At 42.4% G+C, this 22,330-nt stretch carries 21 protein-coding genes; 15 read left to right on the plus strand and 6 right to left on the minus strand.

Annotated features, from left to right (window positions below; translation table 11 throughout):
- Positions 1-73 precede the first annotated feature (73 nt).
- The 13 genes from WN948_RS12580 (at position 74) to WN948_RS12640 (ending at position 14,978) form a co-directional block, all read left to right on the plus strand.
- On the plus strand, positions 74-1,702 hold the full coding sequence (locus WN948_RS12580; protein WP_342306475.1) for a DNA-directed RNA polymerase subunit B'': 1,629 nt from the start codon (positions 74-76) through the stop codon (positions 1,700-1,702).
- Entirely contained in the window at positions 1,695-3,509 is a 1,815-nt protein-coding gene (rpoB, locus tag WN948_RS12585) for a DNA-directed RNA polymerase subunit B (protein WP_342304542.1), read from the plus strand. Before WN948_RS12580 ends, rpoB begins: the two co-directional genes overlap by 8 nt.
- Before the next feature lie 14 nt (positions 3,510-3,523).
- Complete coding sequence (locus WN948_RS12590; protein WP_342306476.1) at positions 3,524-6,166, plus strand: DNA-directed RNA polymerase subunit A'; 2,643 nt, start codon at positions 3,524-3,526, stop codon at positions 6,164-6,166.
- Complete coding sequence (gene rpoA2 / locus WN948_RS12595) at positions 6,167-7,309, plus strand: DNA-directed RNA polymerase subunit A'' (protein ID WP_342304543.1); 1,143 nt, start codon at positions 6,167-6,169, stop codon at positions 7,307-7,309.
- 99 nt (positions 7,310-7,408) lie between these two features.
- Positions 7,409-7,699, plus strand: a complete 291-nt coding sequence (locus WN948_RS12600) for a 50S ribosomal protein L30e (RefSeq protein WP_342304544.1) — start codon at positions 7,409-7,411, stop codon at positions 7,697-7,699.
- A 14-nt stretch (positions 7,700-7,713) separates the two neighbouring features.
- Positions 7,714-8,139, plus strand: a complete 426-nt coding sequence (locus tag WN948_RS12605) for a NusA-like transcription termination signal-binding factor (protein ID WP_342304545.1) — start codon at positions 7,714-7,716, stop codon at positions 8,137-8,139.
- 53 nt (positions 8,140-8,192) lie between these two features.
- Positions 8,193-8,621 carry a 30S ribosomal protein S12 gene (locus WN948_RS12610; protein WP_342304546.1) on the plus strand — a complete coding sequence of 143 codons (429 nt, stop codon included), beginning with the start codon at positions 8,193-8,195 and terminating at the stop codon, positions 8,619-8,621.
- 4 nt (positions 8,622-8,625) lie between these two features.
- Positions 8,626-9,186, plus strand: coding sequence for a 30S ribosomal protein S7 (locus WN948_RS12615; RefSeq protein WP_342304547.1), 561 nt, complete (start codon positions 8,626-8,628; stop codon positions 9,184-9,186).
- 42 nt (positions 9,187-9,228) lie between these two features.
- Complete coding sequence (locus tag WN948_RS12620; protein ID WP_342304548.1) at positions 9,229-11,427, plus strand: elongation factor EF-2; 2,199 nt, start codon at positions 9,229-9,231, stop codon at positions 11,425-11,427.
- 126 nt (positions 11,428-11,553) lie between these two features.
- Entirely contained in the window at positions 11,554-12,825 is a 1,272-nt protein-coding gene (gene tuf, locus WN948_RS12625; RefSeq protein WP_342304549.1) for a translation elongation factor EF-1 subunit alpha, read from the plus strand.
- A gap of 34 nt (positions 12,826-12,859) precedes the next feature.
- Entirely contained in the window at positions 12,860-13,171 is a 312-nt protein-coding gene (gene rpsJ, locus WN948_RS12630) for a 30S ribosomal protein S10 (protein ID WP_342304550.1), read from the plus strand.
- A 237-nt stretch (positions 13,172-13,408) separates the two neighbouring features.
- Positions 13,409-14,599, plus strand: a complete 1,191-nt coding sequence (locus WN948_RS12635) for an FAD-dependent oxidoreductase (protein WP_342304551.1) — start codon at positions 13,409-13,411, stop codon at positions 14,597-14,599.
- Positions 14,600-14,612: 13 nt separating this feature from the next.
- Positions 14,613-14,978, plus strand: a complete 366-nt coding sequence (locus tag WN948_RS12640) for a DUF1641 domain-containing protein (RefSeq protein WP_342304552.1) — start codon at positions 14,613-14,615, stop codon at positions 14,976-14,978.
- 9 nt (positions 14,979-14,987) lie between these two features.
- Here the strand turns inward: WN948_RS12640 and WN948_RS12645 are convergent, their stop codons facing one another.
- The 5 genes from WN948_RS12645 to WN948_RS12665 all read right to left on the minus strand — a co-directional run bounded on the left by WN948_RS12645 (position 14,988) and on the right by WN948_RS12665 (position 19,420).
- Positions 14,988-15,863 (minus strand): HAMP domain-containing sensor histidine kinase, encoded by an 876-nt coding sequence (locus WN948_RS12645; protein WP_342304553.1) that lies wholly within the window; start codon positions 15,861-15,863, stop codon positions 14,988-14,990.
- A gap of 364 nt (positions 15,864-16,227) precedes the next feature.
- Positions 16,228-16,875, minus strand: a complete 648-nt coding sequence (locus WN948_RS12650) for a DUF1638 domain-containing protein (RefSeq protein WP_342304554.1) — start codon at positions 16,873-16,875, stop codon at positions 16,228-16,230.
- A gap of 6 nt (positions 16,876-16,881) precedes the next feature.
- Complete coding sequence (locus tag WN948_RS12655) at positions 16,882-17,919, minus strand: uroporphyrinogen decarboxylase family protein (protein WP_342304555.1); 1,038 nt, start codon at positions 17,917-17,919, stop codon at positions 16,882-16,884.
- Positions 17,916-18,557, minus strand: a complete 642-nt coding sequence (locus WN948_RS12660; RefSeq protein ID WP_342304556.1) for a cobalamin-dependent protein — start codon at positions 18,555-18,557, stop codon at positions 17,916-17,918. The genes WN948_RS12655 and WN948_RS12660 overlap by 4 nt, the downstream gene beginning before the upstream one ends.
- A gap of 122 nt (positions 18,558-18,679) precedes the next feature.
- Positions 18,680-19,420, minus strand: coding sequence for a HesA/MoeB/ThiF family protein (locus WN948_RS12665; protein WP_342304557.1), 741 nt, complete (start codon positions 19,418-19,420; stop codon positions 18,680-18,682).
- Positions 19,421-19,796: 376 nt separating this feature from the next.
- On the opposite strand from WN948_RS12665, the gene WN948_RS12670 reads away from it, so the two are divergent.
- Positions 19,797-20,120, plus strand: coding sequence for a helix-turn-helix domain-containing protein (locus WN948_RS12670; protein ID WP_342304558.1), 324 nt, complete (start codon positions 19,797-19,799; stop codon positions 20,118-20,120).
- Between the two features lie 118 nt (positions 20,121-20,238).
- Here the strand turns inward: WN948_RS12670 and WN948_RS12675 are convergent, their stop codons facing one another.
- Positions 20,239-20,433, minus strand: a complete 195-nt coding sequence (locus tag WN948_RS12675) for a MoaD/ThiS family protein (protein ID WP_342304559.1) — start codon at positions 20,431-20,433, stop codon at positions 20,239-20,241.
- A 385-nt stretch (positions 20,434-20,818) separates the two neighbouring features.
- Here WN948_RS12675 and WN948_RS12680 point away from each other — a divergent pair, with 385 nt between their 5' ends.
- A complete protein-coding gene (locus WN948_RS12680) occupies positions 20,819-22,273 on the plus strand; it encodes an IS66 family transposase (RefSeq protein ID WP_342306477.1) in 1,455 nt (484 codons plus the stop codon).
- The last annotated feature ends 57 nt before the right edge of the window (positions 22,274-22,330 follow it).

The raw sequence follows: 22,330 nt of genomic DNA on the forward strand, positions 1-22,330 counted from the left end.
ATGGGCTTTTTTACCATTTTGATAATATAAACCACATAAAGAAGGTGCTATCATAGCGTTAACCAAAGGACAGATCCCACGTTCGTTTTTCACGAAAGATAAGATCGTACAGCATCACATCGATTCATATAATAAATTTGTGGAGACAGGTCTGCAAAAGATCATCGATGAGCAGAAGATCATAGAAACCGACCTTGAAGACACCTACATAAAGCTGGGCGCTATCCGCGTGGAGAACCCGGTAGTGAAGGAAGCGGACGGGGCAATTGAGAACCTATATCCTAACGAAGCCAGACTCAGGAACCTATCATATTCAGCACCCCTCTACCTGCAGATGAGTGTTGTTGAGAACGATGAAGAGAAGGAACCACAGGAAGCAAAGATCGGCCAGCTTCCTGTTATGATCAAATCCAAAATAGGCAACCTTACTGAGCTCAGTGAGGAAGAGATGGTGAAATTCGGTGAAGATCCACTTGATCCAGGAGGATACTTTATCGTCAACGGAACCGAGCGAGTGGTCATGACCCTGGAAGACCTCGCCCCGAACAAGATACTCACTGAATTTGGTGAAAGATACGGAGATACCATCGAAGTTTCAAAAGTCTTCTCACAGAGAAGAGGATACAGGGCACTTGTTGTTGTAGAGAGAGGTAGAAAATCGCTTCTGGAAGTATCATTCCCTTCAATATCAGGACGTATCAACTTTATCACCCTTATGCGGGCACTTGGTGTAGAAACTGACGAAGAACTCGTAAAAGCAGTATCCACTGACCCCGAAATTATGAAATTCATGTTTGAGAACCTTGAAGAAGCAGAGGTTGACAACATAGAAGATGCAATGGAAAAGATCGGCTCAAGGGTTGCATCAGGACAGGCAAGAGACTATCAGATCAAACGTGCCAACTACGTAATTGACAGATATCTTTTACCACATCTTGGAAACGAACCAACCGACAGGGCTCCAAAGGCAAACTTCCTTGGAAGAATGGCAGAATCATGCTTTGAACTTGCACTTGGAAGGCGTAATCCGGATGATAAGGATCACTACTCCAACAAGAGACTCAAGCTCACAGGCGACCTAATGGAAGACCTGTTCAGGGTTGCCTTCAACAGGCTCTCAAGAGATGTAAAATATCAGCTTGAAAGAGCTAACATGAGAAACCGTGAGCTTAATGTGGTCACACTTGTAAGAGCAGATGTGCTCACAGACAGACTGCAGCACCCACTTGCAACAGGAAACTGGGTTGGCGGCAGAACTGGCGTATCACAGCTGCTTGACAGGACAGATTATATCTCAACACTTTCTCACCTGCGGCGTGTAATTTCCCCACTTTCAAGAGCTCAGCCTCACTTCGAGGCCCGTGACCTTCACCCAACACAATGGGGCAGGCTTTGTCCTTCAGAAACCCCTGAAGGTCCGAACTGTGGTCTTGTGAAGAACTTTGCACAGATGGTGGAACTTTCAACCGGTACTGAGGATAATAAGAAAATAAAGAACATACTCTATGACCTTGGCGTTGTAAAGACAGTTCTTAACTCATCAATAAAAGCACTCCCGGAATATGATGAAGAACTCGATGATTACCTGGAGGAGCTGGAAGTAAAACCCGTAGTGGAAGAGGAGGCAAAGCCAGAACCTATCGGGTACACGAACTATTCAGATTCACTAGACGATGGCACAGGAGGACTTCTCGATGAATGAAGCTAAAGTTTTCCTTAACGGAGAACTCATAGGAACCCATACAGACCCTGCAGAACTGATTGAAAATATCAGGAATCAGCGCGGGGAAGGAACTGTTTCAGACCAGCTCAATGTCACATATTATGAAGATATTCATGAGGTAATAATCAACACAGATATGGGTCGTGCAAGAAGGCCACTCATTGTTGTGAAAAATGGTGAAGCCCTTGTGACAGAAGAAGAAGAAGGACTTCTGGCAGAAGGCAAGATGTCCTACGACGAAATGAAAAAGGCTGGAAAGATAGAGTACATTGATTCAGAAGAAGAAGAAAATGCGTTCATTGCGCTTTACAGGGAGCACATTACAAAGAACCACTCCCATATGGAGATAAACCCCGGACTTATGTTAGGTATCTGCACAGGAATGGTACCATACCCGGAACACAATGCATCCCCACGTAACACAATGGGTGCAGCAATGGTCAAGCAGTGTATAGGAGTATCAACATCCAACACCAAGCTTAGACCAGACACACGTGCACATCTTTTACATTACCCACAGAAAGCAATGGTCAGGACACAGACCTGCGAATCAATTCACTTCGATGACAGGCCTGCCGGACAGAACTTCGTTGTAGCGGTCATGTCCTACGAAGGACACAATATTGAAGATGCCCTGGTATTTAACAAAGGCTCCATTGAAAGAGGACTTGGAAGAAGTCACTTCCTCAGGACATTCGAGGGTGAAGAAAGACGCTATCCTGGTGGACAGGAAGACAAGTTCGAAATTCCAGACTCCGAGTTCAGAGGTGCACGTAGTCCTGAATCATATGCAAATCTTGACATTGACGGTCTTGTGAATCCTGAGACAATTGTCGGTCCAAATGATGTTTTGATCGGTAAGACAAGTCCACCACGTTTCCTTGAAGAACAGTCCGATTTCGGCATCACCGTTGAGCAGCGCAGAGAAAGTGCTATTACAATGCGTTCTAACGAAAAAGGTGTCGTTGACACAGTCATCCTCACAGAATCAATAAACGGAACCCGTCTTGCAAAGGTAAAGATAAGGGACCAGAGAATTCCTGAGATTGGTGACAAGTTCGCATCAAGACACGGACAGAAAGGAGTTATCGGACTTATAGTACCTTTTGCCGACATGCCATTTACAGAGCATGGTCTTGTACCTGACCTTGTTATCAACCCACATGCCATCCCTTCACGTATGACGGTCGGTCACGTGCTTGAGATGATCGGTGGCAAGATCGGATCAATGGAAGGAAGAAGGATCAATGCAACTGCATTCTCTGGAGAGAATGAAGATGATCTGCGTGCAACTCTCAAAGAGCAGGGATTTTCACACACCGGCAAAGAAGTTTTCTCTGATGGTGTAACCGGCAAGAAGATACAAGCGGATGTGTTTGTTGGAGTGATCCTTTACCAGAAACTGCACCACATGGTAGCATCAAAGATGCATGCCAGATCACGTGGACCGGTGCAGGTGCTTACAAGACAGCCAACTGAAGGTCGTGCCCGTGAAGGAGGATTGCGTTTCGGAGAAATGGAGCGTGATGTGCTTATTGGACACGGAGCTGCTATGACCCTGAAAGAAAGACTGCTCGATGAATCCGACAAGGTAACTGAGCTTGTCTGCGGACACTGCGGAATGATTGCAACATTTGACAGGAAGAGGAACGTAAGGTACTGCGCTAACTGTGGTGCTGAGACTGATATCCACCCTGTGGACATGAGTTACGCATTCAAATTGCTGCTTGACGAAATCAAATCCCTTGGTGTGGCTCCAAGACTGCAACTTGAGGATGCGGTATAATGAGTGATTTTAAAATGAACGATATTCCATCTATTCCAAAAAGGATCGGTGCCATAAAATTCGGCCTGCTATCCCCTCGCGAAGTGAGGAAGATGAGTGTAACCGCCATCATAACTGCTGACACCTATGATGACGACGGTTATCCAATCGATATGGGTCTCATGGATCTGCGTCTGGGAGTTATTGACCCTGGTTTAAAGTGTAAGACCTGCGGAAGCCGAGCAGGAGAATGCCCGGGACACTTCGGACATATAGACCTTGTTGCTCCGGTCATACATGTGGGCTTTAACAAGACCATACGCAAGGCATTGCGCTCAATTTGCCGTAATTGCAGCAGACTAATGCTTAGCCCTGAAAAGAAAGATAATTTCCTTGCACAACTGGTAACTTCAAAAGAAATGGGACACCTTCCAGACGATATTATTAATGAAGTCTTTAAGGAAGCACGTAAGTCAAAGAGTTGCCCATACTGCTCAACAAATCAGCTTGAGATCAAGTTCGAAAAGCCCAGTGATTATGTAGAGGACGGACACAAGCTCACACCAACTGAAATACGTGACCGCTTTGAGAATGTGCCTGACGAAGACGTGAAAGTCCTTGGAATGGATCCTGAAAGCGCAAGGCCTGAATGGATGATTCTCACGGTTCTGCCAGTCCCACCAGTGACAGTAAGGCCTTCGATCACCCTGGAATCCGGCCAGCGCAGTGAAGATGACCTGACCCACAAGCTAGTGGACATCATCAGGATCAACCAGAGATTCCAGGAGAACAGGGATGCTGGTGCACCACAACTTATCATAGAGGACCTGTGGGAGCTGCTCCAGTACCACGTTACAACATTCTTTGACAATGAAGTATCAGGTGTACCACCTGCAAGACACAGGTCAGGAAGGCCACTGAAGACACTTACCCAGCGTCTTAAGGGTAAGGAAGGAAGGTTCAGAGGAAGTCTGTCAGGTAAGCGTGTGAACTTCTCAGCCCGTACTGTAGTATCCCCGGACCCAAACCTTAGTATTAACGAAGTCGGAGTTCCTTTTGCAATTGCAAGACAGATGACAATACCTGAAAAGGTAACAACAAGGAACCTTGAACTCCTGCGTATGTATGTGCAGCGTGGAAGCTCGGTACACCCCGGCGCAAACTACGCCATACGTGATGATGGAAGACGCATAAGAGTATCAGAGATCAACAAGGAAGAGCTTGCAGAGAAGATAGAGGTCGGATGGACAGTCGAAAGACAGGTCATGGACGGAGACATCGTTCTCTTTAACAGACAGCCTTCCCTTCACAAGATGAGTATCATGGCTCACCTGGTCAAGGTACTTCCAAACAAAACATTCAGACTTAACCCTGCAGTATGCGCACCATATAACGCTGACTTTGACGGTGATGAAATGAACATGCACGTTCTTCAGACCGAAGAATCCAGGGCAGAGGCTAGTATTCTCATGCAGGTGCAGGAGAATATCCTGTCCCCTCGTTTCGGCGGACCTATCATCGGCGGCATACACGACCACATCTCAGGGTTGTTCCTGCTCACAAGGAACGAGAATGCAATCACCAAGAATGCAGCTCTTGAACTGCTCAGGAAATCAGACATTAGAGTCCTTCCAGAACCTGCAAGTTACTCTGAAAAAGGAGAACCGCTGTGGAACGGAAAGCAGATCTTTAGTCAGATCATGCCAAAGGGACTCTACCTGGAGTTCCCGGCACAGGCCTGTTTCAAGTGTGAGACCTGTAAAAAGAGGGATTGTGAATATAATGCCTATGTTGTCATAGAAGATGGAGAAATGCTTCAGGGCACCATTGACGAACAGGCTATTGGTGCTTTCAAAGGTAAAATCCTTGATAAAGTTGTAAAGGAATACAGCCCTGAAGCAGGTGCCAAGTTCGTAGATGACTTTACAAGACTCGCCATTCGTGGTGTGATGAAGACAGGACTTAGTTTCGGTATTAGTGACGAAGACATACCCAAGACTGCAAAATTGCAGATCAATAATCTCCTTAAAGACGCAGAAGATAGGGTAAGGACACTAATTGAAGCTTATGAAGCAAAAGAACTGGAACCTTTGCCAGGACGTACGCTTAAAGAGACCATCGAAATGAAGATCATGCAGGAACTCGGTAAGGCCAGGGACCAGACCGGTAATATTGCAGGCCAGCAACTTGGTCTTGAGAACTCTGCAGTGTTGATGGCAAAGTCAGGTGCAAGAGGTTCAATGCTTAACCTTACCCAGATGGCCGCATGTGTCGGACAACAGGCTGTTCGTGGTGAAAGGATAAGAAGAGGTTATGCAGGAAGGACACTTCCACACTTTGACAAAGGTGACCTTGGTGCAGATGCTCACGGATTCGTCAAAGCAAGTTACAAGAGCGGACTTAATCCGACAGAATATTTCTTCCACGCAATTGGTGGTCGTGAAGGTCTTGTGGACACTGCAGTCCGTACTTCCCAATCAGGTTACCTGCAAAGAAGACTTGTAAACGCGTTGCAGGATCTTGAGGTCCAGTATGACGGTTCAGTACGTGAGACACGTGGTGTGGTCGTCCAATTCAAATACGGAGAAGACGGCATAGATTCTACAAAGAGTGACTACAGTAAACCTGAGGCAATTCACAGGATTGTCAGAATGGTCACCGGGAAAGAGGTGAACTAAATGACGATTAGTGAAGCTACTATAGATTCAATGACATCTCAACTGGATCTGCCTAAGAACATCATGGAGACATTGAAAGATGACGTGATGAAAGTAGGCGTTACAAAGAAAGAGTTGGAGGATATTATCGAGCGTGTGAAGGACAGCTACGAATATGCGTGTGTGGAACCATGTGAAGCAGTGGGTGTTGTGTCAGCACAATCCATTGGCGAACCAGGCACACAGATGACCATGCGTACTTTCCACTACGCTGGTGTCGCTGAAATTAACGTTACTCTAGGTCTGCCACGTCTCATTGAGATTGTTGATGCAAGGAAACAACCAAGCACACCAATGATGACCATCGCACTGGAAGAAGAATATGCAACTGATAGAGACAAGGCACGTCAGCTTGCATGGGAAATTGAGGCAACCCATATAGAACATCTCGCAGACATCACCACAGACCTTGCAAATATGCAACTTATCATTGATCTGCACGAGAAAACATTGATACACAGAGCACTAAATGCAACTGATATTGCAGAAGGTCTTCATGAAGAACTTGGTGTCATGGTCAATGTATCAGACAGTATTGCAAATCAGGTAATAGTAACTCCAAACGCACCCTCATACCGCGAACTTCTTCAGCTGGCAAAGAACATCCATTCTATAACACTAAAGGGTATTGAAGGAATTAAAAGAGTAGTCATCAGGAAAGATGGGGACGAATATACGCTTTATACTGAAGGTTCACAGCTTAAAGAAGTACTTCAGATAGAAGGAATAGATGCTACAAGGACATATACCAACAACATCGGAGAGATATACGAAGTGTTTGGTATCGAAGCTGCAAGAAATGCGATCATAAAAGAAGCTACTGACACACTTGCAGAGCAGGGTCTTACTGTTGATATCAGACACATAATGCTTGTATCTGACATCATGTGTTGTGATGGAGAAGTAAAACAGATCGGAAGACATGGAATTTCAGGAGAGAAGGCCAGTGTATTTGCACGTGCCGCCTTTGAAGTTACTGTAACCCATCTGCTTGATGCCGGTATGCGTGGAGATCGCGATGAACTTAATGGTGTTACCGAGAATATTATAGTAGGACAGCCTATTAAACTGGGCACAGGAGATGTTCATCTTGTTACGAGATGAACTTCCAATATTATAATACAAAGAACAACCAGAAAGTTGATATACGGAATCACTTATTAATACAAATCTCAAACTGACATTATAAATGAGTTGACATAAATGGATATTAACATTGACAAAGCACTGATCAAAGTGATCAGAACCGGAAAGGTGATAATTGGATCTAACAGGACTATCGATGCTGCCATGAACAATGAAGCAAAAATGGTCATACTTGCCGCAAACTGCCCTGCAGATGTAAGAGCAAAGATCGAAAGCCTAGATGTACCGATACTTAACTACTCCGGCACAGGAACAGAACTTGGACCTGCCTGCGGAAAACCATTTCTCATTGCTGCAATGGCCGTCATTGATAGCGGTGAATCTGATATTCTGGCTGCCGCTGCTTAAAGGAGTTGCGATATTTGGGCGAGATCAGGTTATCCACTGAAAGCATCAGGTATATCGCATTATTTGAAAATGTCACAGGTGCAGCGGTTAAAGATTGCATTATCGATGACGATAGAATAATATATGTGATAAACACAGGCGATATGGGTGCTGCTATCGGAAGAAACGGGGACCACATTAACCGTGTGAAGAAAACAGTGGATAAACTTATCGATCTTGTCGAATACTCGGACGAACCTGCTACGTTCATAAAGAACGCATTCGGTCCGGTATCGGTCAAATCGGTGAACATCACAAGCAGGAACAATAAGCGATTGGCTTATGTAGAAGTATCTAATAAAGACAAGGGTCTTGCCATAGGACGGAATGGGAAAAACATTGAAAAGGTAAAACTTGTCGCTAAGAGGCATCATGATATAGATGATGTCATCCTGCAGTGATAATTCAAATAATATCATATACTCATCAAAGACATAGATTGGAGGACATAATTATGCCAAATGGAAAATACGCAGCTCATACACTTCAACGCATGCGAAAGGATGCAAGATGGAAAGATTCACGCTATAACAGGCGTACACTCGGACTTGACGTTAAAGCGGACCCTCTTGGAGGCGCACCTCAGGGAAGAGGCATTGTGCTTGAGAAAGTAGGAATCGAGGCTAAGCAGCCAAACTCAGCTATCAGGAAATGTGTTAGAATACAGTTGATCAAGAACGGACGTCAGGTGTCAGCTTTCTGCCCTGGTGACGGTGCTATCAACTTTATCGACGAGCACGATGAAGTTACAGTAGAGAGAATTGGTGGCCGTATGGGTGGTGCAATGGGTGATATTCCCGGAGTACGCTTCAAGGTCACTGCTGTAAACAATGTATGCTTAAGAGAGATGGTTATTGGCCGAAAAGAGAAACCAAGGAGATAATTAAATGTACAAGTTATTTGAAAAATGGGATCTCACTGAAGTAGAGGTCACTGACCAGGGAATTAAAAGGTATGTGAACCTCGATCCGGTGATTATCCCTCACTCAAACGGAAAGCATGCAAGACAGCAATTCAACAAATCAGATATCTGTATCGTTGAACGTCTTGTTAACAACGTTATGCGCAATGCGCAGAACACCGGAAAGAAGCAGAACGCAATGAGAGTTGTTTCTGAAGCATTAGACATTATTAGCACAAGAACCAAAAAGAACCCCGTACAGGTTCTGGTAGAAGCTATATCTAACGCTGGACCAAGGGAAGAAGTAGTTAGACTTAAGTACGGCGGAATATCCGTACCAAAGGCAGTAGACACTGCTCCGCAGAGACGTGTTGACAGCGCACTCAGATACATTACAATGGGTGCAAATAAGGCTTCGTTCAAATCCAAGAGAAGTGCAGCAGATTGTCTTGCAGCAGAAATAGTTGCAGCTTCAAACCGTGATGCAAAATGCTTCTCCATCAACAAGAAGGATGGAAAGGAAAGAGTTGCGAAGGCAGCACGTTAATGCAAATCCTGCCACTTAGTAAATAAGGATAAGGTAATTAATATGGCAAGAAATGATAAAATGGTTGACCGTGTTGCAGCGCTCATGGGCGAACCAAAGATGATACGTAACATTGGTATTGTTGCGCACATTGATCACGGAAAGACAACCCTGTCAGACAACCTTCTTGCAGGCGCAGGCATGCTCTCAAAAGAGCTTGCCGGTAACGCTTGCTGGACTGACTCTGATGCAGAAGAACAGGAAAGAGGTATTACCATTGATTCAGCGAACGTTTCAATGGTCCACGAATATGATGGCGAGGAATACCTCATTAACCTTATTGATACACCAGGTCACGTAGACTTTGGTGGTGACGTTACACGTGCAATGCGTGCAGTAGATGGTGCTGTAGTGGTTATTGACGCTGTAGAAGGTACAATGCCACAGACAGAGACTGTTCTCAGACAGGCATTAAAGGAACACGTCAAGCCAGTTCTGTTCATCAACAAAGTTGACCGTCTCATCAATGAGTTACAGGTCGACGGGCAGGAAATGCAGATCAGACTCGGCAAACTTATCGATCACGTAAACAAGCTCATCAAAGGTATGAACGAAGAGCGTTACAAGGCAGGATGGAAAGTTGACGCAGCAGAAGGTACCGTAGCTTTCGGTTCAGCATTATACAACTGGGCTATCAGCGTACCAATGATGCAGAAGACCGGAGTCAGTTTCCAGCAGATCTATGATTACAATAAAGCAGGCCCTGAGGAGATAAAGGAACTTGCAGACAAGTGTCCACTCCATGAAGTCCTAAACGATATGGTTATCAGGTTCCTCCCATCCCCTCTTGTAGCACAGGAAGGAAGGGTAAACGCTATCTGGCACGGAGATAAGGAATCCAATATCGGCAAGTCAATGATCAATGCGGACCCTGAGGGTGAGCTTGCATTCATGGTAACAGATATTACGATGGACCCACATGCAGGTGAAGTTGCAACCGGAAGGTTGTTCAGCGGATCACTCAAACGTGGTATGGAAGTTTACGTATCCGGTGCATCAAAAACTAACAGAATTCAACAGGTCGGTGTTTTCATGGGTCCAAAGAGACTTGAAGTGGAGAACATCCCTGCTGGAAACATTGCAGCTGTGACCGGACTTAAAGATGCTATCGTCGGTTCAACAGTAACCACCCTTGACGGCATGATGCCTTTCGAGAGTATCACCCACGCAAGTGAACCTGTAGTTACCGTTGCAGTCGAAGCTAAGCATATGAAGGACCTTCCAAAACTTGTAGAAGTATTGAGACAGGTTGCAAAGGAAGACCCAACACTTAAGATCACACTTGACGAAGAAACCGGTGAGCACTTAATGGCTGGTATGGGTGAACTTCACCTCGAAGTTATTGCTCACAGAATTGAGCGCGATAAGGGTGTAGAGATCACAACCACACCACCTTTGGTAGTTTATCGTGAGACCATTCGTGGCAGTGCAGGACCAGTAGAAGGTAAGTCACCAAACAGACACAACAGATTCTATGTTACAGTTGAGCCTCTTGCACAGGAAGTAAGGGATCTTATCAAAGCCGGTGAGATATCAATGCGCATGCCTGAGGTAGAGCGCAGAGAAAAACTCATGGCAGCTGGTATGACCAAAGACGAAGCTAAGGGTATTGCAGACATCTTTGAGAGCAATGTTTACATTGATGTCACAAAAGGTATCCAGCATCTCAATGAAACCATGGAACTCATCCTTGAAGGATTCCAGGAAGTAATGAAGGCAGGACCTCTCTCAAGAGAACCATGCATGGGTGTAAAGGTAAAGCTCGTTGATGCAAAGTTACACGAAGATGCAGTCCACAGAGGACCTGCACAGGTAATACCTGCATCCAGACAAGGTATCCAGGCAGCAATGTTAATGGCAGACGATACACTTCTTGAACCGTACCAGAAAGTATTCATCCAGGTGCCACAGGATAGTATGGGTGGCGCAACCAAGGAAATTCAGGGACGTCGTGGTACTATCATTGATATGGGCTCAGAAGGCGACATGACCATCATTGAATCAAGAGCACCAGTGTCCGAACTGTTCGGATTTGCAGGAGATATCAGATCAGCAACCGAAGGCCGCGCAATGTGGAGTACAGAGTTTGCAGGATTTGACACACTTCCAACAAACCTGACAGCAGAAGTTGTTAGTGGCATAAGAGAAAGAAAGGGACTCAAGAAGGACCTACCACAGGCATCTGACTACATGAGTATGTAATTGCGGAAATTTGCAGCTTTTTGCTGCAAAAATCCTATTTTGTCAGAAAGGTTTAAACGTAAAAAGACCTATTATGGCAAATCAAACTGATATATTATAATTGATTTAAATAAAGGAGATATGAAAATGGCAGCTGACAAACCACACATGAACTTGGCAGTTATTGGTCACATTGACCACGGCAAGTCAACCCTTGTCGGAAGATTAATGTTCGAGACAGGAGCAGTACCTGCTCACCTTATCGAGAAGTACAAGGCAGAAGCAAAAGAAAAGGGTAAAGAGTCTTTCGCATTCGCATGGGTCATGGACTCACTTAAGGAAGAGCGTGAAAGAGGTATCACAATCGATATCGCTCACAAGAGATTCGACACCGACAAGTACTACTTTACAATTGTGGACTGTCCAGGCCACCGTGACTTTGTAAAGAACATGATCACTGGTGCATCCCAGGCTGACGCAGCTATTCTTGTAGTCGCAGCACCTGATGGTGTAATGGACCAGACAAAAGAGCACGTGTTCCTTTCAAGAACCCTTGGTATCAACCAGCTCATCATTGCTGTAAACAAGATGGATGCATCAAAATACAGCGAAGAGAGATACAATGAGGTTAAGGAACAAGTAAGCCAGCTCCTCGGTATGGTAGGATTCAAGGCATCAGAGATTCCATTCATTCCAACATCCGCATTTGAGGGCGACAACATATCAGATTCAAGCGCAAACACACCATGGTACAAAGGTCCATCTATCCTTGAAGCACTTGACCTCCTTGTTGAACCAGATAAGCCAGACAACCTTCCACTCAGAATCCCTGTACAGGATGCATACACCATCTCCGGTATCGGAACCGTACCAGTAGGTAGGGTCGAAACAGGTATCATGAAGAAGGGCCAGACTGTAACATTCAATCCAAGTGGCGTAAGCGGTGAAGTCAAGTCAATTGAAATGCACCATGAAGAACATGATCAGGCTGTACCTGGTGACAACATCGGATGGAACGTACGTGGTGTAGGTAAGAACGATGTCCGCAGAGGAGATGTATGTGGACCATCAGACAAGCCACCTTCAGTAGCAGAAGAGTTCACAGGACAGATCGTTGTACTGCAGCACCCATCCGCTATCACAGCAGGATACACACCAGTATTCCACTGCCACACAACCCAGACTGCATGTACTCTCATGTCCATTGACAAGAAACTTGATCCAAAGACAGGTGAAGTCAAGGAAGAGAATGCAACCTTCATTAAGGCTGGAGATGCAGCAATTGTCACCATCAAGCCAACAAGACCAATGGTAATCGAACCTGTAAAGGAAATCCCACAACTCGGTAGATTCGCTATCCGTGATATGGGTATGACCATTGCTGCTGGCATGTGCATGAGTGTTAAACTGAAGCAGTAATACACTCAACTTTTTCCTTTTTTAGGAGATAAACATGTCACAAAAAGCAAGAATCAGATTATCAGGAATCAGTCCTGTAAACCTCGATGGTGTTTGCGATCAGGTAAAAGCTATTGCAGACAGAACAGGGGTAAGTATCGCAGGACCAGTTCCACTACCAACTAAAAAGATGGTAGTACCTGTCCGTAAAAGTCCAAGTGGCGACGGAACTGCTACATGGGATCACTGGGAAATGCGTGTACACAAGAGACTCATTGATATTGCGGCAGATGAGCGTGCACTCAGACAGCTTATGCGCATCCAGGTTCCTAAGGACATTAACATTGAGATAGTACTTCAGAACTAACTATAGTTATTGCTAGCAATAACTATAATCTTTAAGTTACAGATAACATCTGTAACCTTCTACTTCTTATCTTTCAGCGGCACTGAAGAGTGCCTGCTATGAAAGATATTTGGAAAGAACTGCTATATAATATTTTTTTTAGAGGTTCTTCCATTTGGTTAAATACTGCCCAGAGAAATCATCAGTACCGCAAAATATATCTAAACCAGCAACTCATAAAAAATATGGGGTTAAGTTATGAAAGAAAAGGTACTGATATTAGGAGCAGGCTATGCCGGATCGGTGGTAGCAAATATACTAGCCAGAGAATTCAGGAATAAGATTGCCAGGGACGAGTTAGAACTTATCATACTCGATAAAAATGATACAAATATAAATCAGGGTGGCTTTACTTTTATTCCCTTTGAACTTTATACGCCTGAAGAGATTACAAGACCAAGAAAAAAGCTCATCAGTCCAAGAGTAAAAGCCTTTTATGGAGAAGAAGGAGAAGTAACAGCAGTTAATCTTGGAAATAAAGAAGTAACCGTCAAAAGTAACAAAAAGTATGGTTACGATTATCTTGTTATCGCAATGGGTTGCAGGGCTGATGTTAATACGATTCCAGGTCTTAAAGATGATCTTAACACATTCTACACTTCAATAGAAGATGCTTTCAAGGTAAGGGATCTGGTAAAGAATATCAGCGGCGGAAAAGTCGTGATCTCTGTTGCCTCGATGCCTGTCCCTTGTCCCGGTGCACCCGTAAAGTTTACTTTTATGCTAGAAAGTTATTTGCGCAATATTAAGAAGAACAGAGAAGATGTACAAATAACACTGGTCTGGCCCATGGAACCAATAGGACCACCGGAATTTAACAAATTCGTGACTGGCCAATTCAATGAAAAAAATGTTGAAATTGTGAGAAACTTTCAGCTGGCTGAAGTTGATGCAACCCGAAAAGAATTAACATCAAAAACTGGAGAAAAGGTAAATTATGATCTGTTGATCACTGTGCCTCCGCACAAAGCGCCAGAGGTACTAATAAATTCAGGCCTTACGGATGAGAATGGATGGATATCGGCAGATAAAGCTACACTTCAGTATCGTGGTCCTGCTGGCAACCATGACAATGTGTACGTGATTGGAGATCTCGGACCCGCAGACATCCTCAAAACAGGCATTGGTGCACATTATCAGGCAATTGCAATAAGTCAGAACCTGATCAATGATATTTATGGAAATGGCATAAAAACACCTTATGAAGGTGAAACAGGATGTCCCATAGTCACTGAAATAGAAACTCCGAACACAATGGGTAAAGGTTATATTGCCACCTGGAGGTACGGAGTACCCCCCGCACCTTTCACAACCACAAAAATGGGATGGTTCCTGTATCGCATGTATTACCACATACACTGGGATATTAGCGTAAAAGGATTGTTCTGAGGAGGAAGTGAATATGACAGATGAAACTATTACAGATCAGATATCAGGAATTGAAATTACACCGGCTGATGTTGAAGCAGTTCTTGATCTTGTGCGAACAGCCAGAATCCTGCAGGACTATATGAACGATCAGACTGCTCATGGGATAGCACAACTTATGACAACTGTATTAAAGATAACAAATGCAGTAATGAGCACAGATCTTGTTGATGTGATGGAAAGAGGATTACAAGATCCCGAACTTGACAAAGCTCTTCTTGAACCACCAAAAGTAGGCATAGGTGGATTGCTAAAACAAATGCAGGATGAAGACTTCCAGAAAGGTATGGGAGTAATGTTAACGCTGGTTAAAGCTATAGGAAGAGCAACAGAAGATTAAAGTAACTTACTATTCATCTTCTTTTTTATAATCTGACGCAGCATCTAATTCAATTACAAATTTTGCACCTGACAGTTTGTTGTCCTCAACACGTATAGAGCCACCGTACCGTTCAACTGTTTTTTTAGCTATATACAATCCAAATCCGGTATTCCCGGTTTTTCCATACTTGTATCCCTCATCAAAAACTCTGGATTTTACTGCATCAGGAATTCCAATACCATTATCAGCAATTAAAATTTCACAGATGCCATTTTGATTCAATATTTCAATATCGACCTTGCTGGCATTTCCATGAACCAGAGCATTACTGACAATATTATCGAAAACTGAAGCCAGAGCATTATCAGCCATAACCAGACAGTTTCCAGTTACATTGAATTTTGCTGCATGTGCACTTATAGCATTATCCACCAGATTTTTGACATTCAAAAGTTTAAGCTGTTCATCAACAACTGAGACCTGATCAATTTCCTTTACATCTTTTATAAGAGAAGCACTTTTTTGTGAAGCTTTTCTTATCATAGAAATAAATTTTTCATCCCCCTTCTCCTCAAGCAAGTCTAAAGCTCCCATGATGACCTGAAGATCATTAGCAATGTCATGCCTTAGAATACGATTTGTATTACGAAGCATTTCGGTAAGTTTCACCTGCTCTTCCTTTGATCTGAATACTTCATGATAGCGCCTTATATTGGATATCGCAAGTCCTGACGCCTTTGCAAGATCAAAAGCAACACTTAGATACTCATCCAGATTTTCCGGAAAAGCAATGCCATGCACCTCGATAATACCAAAGAGAGTATCTGCCATCAAAACTTTTATCGCGAAACCATCTTCCGTATCAAACACAACATAGCTTTCATCAGAATCTCTCAATTTCATTATGACACCATGTTTGGTTTCAAAGGATTTGCAGTACTGAACTTCTACCTCATCTTCATAAAAAGAATGGTAAACAACATTCTTCGGAGCGAACATTGTACTGAACAATTTACAAATCGATTTGATTTCAACAGATTCATCTGTAATATCAGCAATTGTTTTGATAAAATCAATGTAACTATTCAGCCTGATAAAAACACTATCAATAGCAATCTTGACAAAAAGTTGAGACCTACATTTTATTAGGATCATTAATTTTGATTGTTGTCATTGATTGCTTTTTTGATTCTTAGGTTGTTAGTGAGCAAACATCTCCGTTTTGATTAAATCAGTATCAATAGGCTAATTGTGGTAGGCTGAATAGTTACAAATCAATAGACATAGCATATGAAGCCGCTTTTCTCTGGCATAATTTCAACTGTTTTTGCTTCTTTTCAATACTCCATCGAAGTATAAGGTTATCAAAGACCACACTGAAGTATCCCATCCCAACATTTAATATTTTGAATGGGACATCTACAAATTTGGAAAATTCTTCTGCCTTGAAAACAAAATCGGAATGAATGCCTATGTCCAGAATCAAAATAGATGAATATAATTCAGAAAATGAGGACGCTGAATTATCGTCATACATACCAATAGACCTCAGATTATTCTGCCAGTCTTCCAGCCATCCGGGAGCTACAATAAAAGAACCTGCATCTTCATACTCCTGCAAAGCCTGACTCTCAGTAAACAAGTCATAAATATTTTCAGTCTTATGAATTTTAACAGAGCCAGAATACTCTTCCGGAATGCAAACTTCGGGACATGATGTATCACACAGAAGCAGTATATCATTGTCGCATTTTTGCTCCCTGATGATACCAAGGATTATTTCAGACTTTGGAGTATCCTGAGAAGACTTAAAAAAGGCGCATTTTATCCCTTCATATTGACTTTCAGAATTAAGGATATATTCGATTTCCTGCCGGATATTTACGGGTGCAACAATGTAATGATCATAAAACATAATATTCTACTCCGGGTACTGACCCCATTTTTTTACGGAATCAGAAATATTCATGATAACTTCTGAAGGAACAAGATAAAGTATTTCCCCGTGGTTATCAGAGAGAATATAACCACCGCCATTCGCAGTCTTTTGAATTGCTTCCTTTACATGATATTCAGTATCCTGACGAGTCCAGTGCCGCATCTCAACTCCATTCAGGTTACCCATTACTGACACTTTTCCATTACATTCATTTTTTATTTCTCCAAGGTCTTCCAGTACACTTGTACAAATAATAGAAGTTCCCGTTTCTATAATATCATTTATTATGGGAAGACATCTTCCTGAAGCCATATGAGTTGCAACAGGTGCGTTAATTCTGGGAATTGCACTTTTGGCAACCTTAAATCCTGTTTTCCTGTAAAGTTCAGGCGGAATGATAGTTGAGGACGATACAGGATCAAAGTAACAGATTGCAGTTGCGCCTGACTCTATCTGGGCATTGGCCCACTTGATACAGAATTCTTCATTGATGCGCATAAGTTCTTCAAACTTGTCAGGTTCCTCGTATATCAAATCAAAAAAACGATTAAATCCCATCTGCATAACCGGCAATGCAAAGGGAGACATAACTACTCCAATTATGGGGATATCTTCACCTGCATGTTTCTTGATCAGTTCTGTGGTCTTCAGAACTTTCTGTAATTGTTGCGATTCAAAAACATCAGGCGCTTCCAGCGACCCTATGTTCTCATAATCAGATATTATTGGCTTGCCAGCATTCGGAGGGGCATCAGAGTAGAAAATAGAATTTCTTCCCCATGCTTCAAGCTCAAGTGATGCATAGTAAAAAGAATAGTAGCAATCATGACCATATTTCTGTTGCATTTTTATCTGGCCCTGTGCAACCATTTCAGGCTTTGAGAAATATTTCTCGATAGAAATATTGAATTCTTTTGATCCCTGTGTTGTAAGCAGGTGGAAGAATGGAACTCTATCCGCTTCTTCATAATTAAGGGCTGTCAGGACTCTTTCCATGGGAGTCATTGCTTCACTTTTCATTGCGATAACCCCAGAACATTATATATCTTACTGACAGACTCTGTAGCATCAACTGCCATAGCATCAGCACCAACTTCTTTCCACAGCTGACGGTCAAACAAAAACGGTGCACCCCCCACTATTATTTTTGCTTTGATACCTTCGCGGTCAAAGATATATCTGAGATTTTTGATATTAAGGGCAAGATTAAGCATTAGTGTCGAAACCATCAGAACCTCGATACCATCTTCTTTGACCTTTCTGGCAACTTTTTCAGGCCCCATATCACCATAATCATGCATATTGAATCCATTGGCCTTAAGGAATGAAGAAACGATACGTTTTCCAAGCATATGTTCATCCCCAAGGGTTGTAATACCTATTATTGGCATGTCCTTCCTGTCAGGACTCTCGGCAGGCAGTATAGATTCCATTATTTCCTCACATATCTTGCTTGCCATATACTCCTGCGATAATGCAATTTCGCCACTTGCCCACATAGCTCCGATTTTTTCAAGAGTAGGAGCAATAAGCTCTTGGATAAGCTCAAAAGCATTATCCCCGGTAAATTCTTTTTTTACGATGTTACCTGCTGCAACTCTGTTCAGGGAAAGAAGGGCATTTTCTAGCTCAAAAACGTTATCTCTGTCGACACGCACACCGCCTGGTTCTTTTGTAAAGAATATGCGATTTAATTATATAAAGGTGTTATTAAAAATATGTGAAATTTCGCTGAATTTTGTATCCTGTATAATAGAACATGTATATTTGAATCATGTGATTACGCCTGTGATTTGACGGTTTTACCACATACCTTGCAATCATGTCTTCTGGATACCTTGAGAGTTTCCATCTCCGAATAAAGCCCATTCCAGATGAGAAGCCTGTTTGTCAGAAGTCTACCAGTACCTACCAGATACTTGATAACTTCATTGACCTGTATCATAGCAATTATACCAGGAGTAACACCAACAACTGGAAAGACTTCTGTTGGCGGAGCTGAAGGGAAAACACAGTTGAAACATGCACTTTCCCCGGGAATTATGGTCATAGCCTGCCCGTCAAAACCACTTATAGCTCCATGAATCAGTGGAATACTTTTTTCATAGGCAACTTGATTTAGGAGATAACGGATAGAGTAATTGTCCATGGCATCAACTATGAGATCTGCATCCCCTACAAGCTTCCTGACGTTTGATTCATCTATTGTAAGGTGAAATGTTTCTATATCTATGTGAGGATTTACGGCCTGGAGCTTATCTCCGACAGACGATACCTTTGCTCTGCCGATATCAGCCTCCCAGTGCAGCACCTGTCGGTTAAGATTGCTTAGTTCCACGCAATCGCGATCTGCAATTCTCAGTTGCCCCACACCGGCAACTGCAAGATAAAGTGCAACCGGACATCCAAGTCCTCCTGCACCTGCAATGAAAACCTTTGCATTCTTTAATGCCTTTTGGCCATCTTCACCTAAAAGCATTATTTGCCTGTTGTAACGTTCAAGCTCTTCCTTGCTTAACATGATACACATCCCTCAAATCTGTTAATAATATTCTCTGAAGTAATTCTACATGATAGTTGACCTTTTCCCATGAAAGACTATAGATTACAGGGACTTAGCTTCCGATGGTGTCAACCTTTGAAAGTTCATGTTTTCTGGAGTTCTCAAATAATACTGTACTTCCTTCTATTTCAAGCAACTTATCGATGAGGAAATTAGATATCTTTTCTTCTCATCCAAGTTCTGTGTACATTCCTTCACCGAAGGGAAAAAAGCTATCCTTGCCATTAGGGTTGAGCCTATGAGAGAGAAAAGACTTTAAGACTTAGACGTTATTCACAATTGTGAGTAAGATTCATAAAATATAATCTATTAAAATCAAGAGGAAATCAATATCATGAAATTACCCTGTCAGACAATTGTCTGGGATGTTTTACCTGCCATCAGAGCAGCAATCGCAGAAGAACTTGTTAACTGCGGACTTTCGCAGCAGGAAGTTGCCAAAGAACTGGACATGGCACCTTCAGCTGTTTCACAATACCTCTCCAAGAAAAGAGGTTATCGAATAGTATTTGGAGAAGATATCAAAAAATCCATACGAGTTCTTGCAGAAGATATGAAAGAAAATCGAGTAGATGATCTTGCTGAGAGAATTTGCAGTATTTGCCGGCAATTGCGTGAAGATGGACAGCAGTGCGTCAATGACGAAAACAAAAAATAATATGGTATTCCATATTACATGAAACTCTTCCTGATGAAAAAATATGCTGAAAAAGAAGATTTATCCATCCTTTCAGCTATAACCTATATAGACAGTGCTTCAACCAGTCTTTTCCCGGTCAGCCACCGAAAACAACCTGCATTATACGAATATCATCACCGTTATTGAGTACAGCATCCACAGGAATGATATGACCATCCCTTGACACAAGCACTTCCCCCTGGCTGATCTTCAGCTCACGCAGCAACTCTTCAACAGTAATTGGTCCTAAATTCATTTCTTCGGTTTTACCGGATGGTAATTTTACTTTCATGGTCCTGCCTGAATAGGTGATAGTAAATAAAATTAGGGGTTTTAGACTTTCAGGTTAATACGTTTTTTAGCAGGAGTTATGATAACTCCTGCAACAAAGGTCGAAAAGACCACAATCCAATGCCCGGATTCAAACTGTGATGAATGAGTCCGAAACCTTGGAAAACGTTTTTCTTCACAATTGTGAATACACATAATAGACACCTGTGGTATTTAACACTTTTGTTCGCATGCCGGCAAACAAATATTTTGAGCATATTTTAAAAAAAGGTAACTATTCAGCCTGACTGTTTTAATGATGCAAAAAACAATATACTATGGCTTCATTCTATGTGTTAAAAAATATTCAGTAAAATATCATAAAAAACGTCTATCAATCTGAGGGGATTTGTATAGACCGCGAAGAAATACTTGCAGTTTATGAAGCTGGTCCAGAAGCAGTAGTAGAACTTGTAACTCGATTACTTGGGATAATTGAACATCAATCTCTCCAAATTGCACAACTTGAAGAGCGTGTCAGGCATTTGGAAGAAATGCTTGAAAAGAATAGTCGCAACAGTAGCAAACCACCTTCTACTGATTCTTATGCACGGAATAAACCAACCGTTAAAAGTCAAAGAAAAAAGACCAATAAGCATGTAGGTGGTCAAAACGGTCATCCTGGTACTACATTAAGAATAAATGATGATCCGGATGAAGTTATTGTTCATCCTGTTAATCAATGCGTCAATTGTGGGAGATCGTTAGCTTCTGTTCCCTCTGACTATGAAAGAAGACAGGTCTTTGACATTCCTCCTATAACTATCAATTGCATTGAACATCGTTGCGAGATTAAAACATGTCCCAAATGTTCTCATGTAAACAAAGCTCTTTTTCCAGATGGTGTAACTCAGCCGACTCAATACGGTCATCGAGTTAAGTCATTTGCAGTTTATTTGCACACTTACCAATTACTTCCTTATCAGCGTGTTACCAAGTTGTTCTCTGATATTTTGGGATGCAAGATAAGTCCTGCTACTTTGGTGAACACGGAACGTAGTTGTTTTGAGAAGCTTGGAGCTTTTGAAAATACAGTGAAACATCTCCTGAAAGAATCTCCTGTCATCAATCTGGATGAAACAGGAATGAGAATAAATGCAGTTCGTAATTGGCTTCATGTGGCAGGTACAGACAAACTGACCTATTATTTTGCACATCGCAAAAGGGGCTCAGAAGCAATGGATGCTATGGGCATATTACCAGGTTACACTGGTGTTGCAACACATGATTTTTGGAAACCGTACAACAAATATGAATGTCAACATTCATTATGTAATGCACATTTATTACGAGAGTTAACTGGAGCTTCCGAAAACAGGGATCAACAGTGGCCAAAGATAATGAGTGATCTCTTGATATGCATTAAACATCATGTTGATAATGATCTTTTAGATACTGAGCTAATTCAAAGGTTCAGTGAGGATTATGATCACATAACTTGTTTAGGAGTGAATGAAAATCCTCCTGATCCGGAATCAAATGTGCGGTCTAAAAAACGAGGACGTAAGAAGCAGACCACGGTAAAGAATTTGCTGGATAGGTTTATTGGCCATAAAGAGGATATCTTGCGATTTATGTACGACCAAAACGTTCCGTTTGATAACAATCAGGCTGAAAGAGAGATCAGAATGACGAAAGTACAGCAGAAGATATCAGGTACTTTCCGCAGTGAACAGGGTGCAAAAAATTTCTGCCGTATAAGAGGATACGTGTCTACTGTTAATAAGAATTCTGAATCTGTTATCGATGCAATTAGTGCAATATTTTATGGCAATTCATTTGTTCCAAAGTTGCAGAATTGATCGTGGATGAAGAAATCAGCTTGGTGGAAGTGAGCTAGGCTGAATAGTTACAAAAAA

Source organism: Methanolobus sp. ZRKC5 (assembly GCF_038446525.1).
In the GTDB taxonomy this organism is placed as follows: Archaea; Halobacteriota; Methanosarcinia; order Methanosarcinales; family Methanosarcinaceae; genus Methanolobus.

Bases quoted from the DNA above. Each gene is read 5' to 3' on its own strand.
- rpoB (WP_342304542.1), top strand. From the start codon at position 1,695: ATGAATGAAGCTAAAGTTTTCCTTAACGGAGAACTCATAGGAACCCAT.
- WN948_RS12590 (WP_342306476.1), top strand. From the start codon at position 3,524: ATGAACGATATTCCATCTATTCCAAAAAGGATCGGTGCCATAAAATTC.
- rpoA2 (WP_342304543.1), top strand. From the start codon at position 6,167: ATGACGATTAGTGAAGCTACTATAGATTCAATGACATCTCAACTGGAT.
- WN948_RS12600 (WP_342304544.1), top strand. From the start codon at position 7,409: ATGGATATTAACATTGACAAAGCACTGATCAAAGTGATCAGAACCGGA.
- WN948_RS12610 (WP_342304546.1), top strand. From the start codon at position 8,193: ATGCCAAATGGAAAATACGCAGCTCATACACTTCAACGCATGCGAAAG.
- WN948_RS12615 (WP_342304547.1), top strand. From the start codon at position 8,626: ATGTACAAGTTATTTGAAAAATGGGATCTCACTGAAGTAGAGGTCACT.
- WN948_RS12620 (WP_342304548.1), top strand. From the start codon at position 9,229: ATGGCAAGAAATGATAAAATGGTTGACCGTGTTGCAGCGCTCATGGGC.
- tuf (WP_342304549.1), top strand. From the start codon at position 11,554: ATGGCAGCTGACAAACCACACATGAACTTGGCAGTTATTGGTCACATT.
- rpsJ (WP_342304550.1), top strand. From the start codon at position 12,860: ATGTCACAAAAAGCAAGAATCAGATTATCAGGAATCAGTCCTGTAAAC.
- WN948_RS12635 (WP_342304551.1), top strand. From the start codon at position 13,409: ATGAAAGAAAAGGTACTGATATTAGGAGCAGGCTATGCCGGATCGGTG.
- WN948_RS12640 (WP_342304552.1), top strand. From the start codon at position 14,613: ATGACAGATGAAACTATTACAGATCAGATATCAGGAATTGAAATTACA.
- WN948_RS12645 (WP_342304553.1), bottom strand. From the start codon at position 15,863: ATGAAATTGAGAGATTCTGATGAAAGCTATGTTGTGTTTGATACGGAA.
- WN948_RS12650 (WP_342304554.1), bottom strand. From the start codon at position 16,875: ATGTTTTATGATCATTACATTGTTGCACCCGTAAATATCCGGCAGGAA.
- WN948_RS12655 (WP_342304555.1), bottom strand. From the start codon at position 17,919: ATGAAAAGTGAAGCAATGACTCCCATGGAAAGAGTCCTGACAGCCCTT.
- WN948_RS12665 (WP_342304557.1), bottom strand. From the start codon at position 19,420: ATGTTAAGCAAGGAAGAGCTTGAACGTTACAACAGGCAAATAATGCTT.
- WN948_RS12670 (WP_342304558.1), top strand. From the start codon at position 19,797: ATGAAATTACCCTGTCAGACAATTGTCTGGGATGTTTTACCTGCCATC.
- WN948_RS12675 (WP_342304559.1), bottom strand. From the start codon at position 20,433: ATGAAAGTAAAATTACCATCCGGTAAAACCGAAGAAATGAATTTAGGA.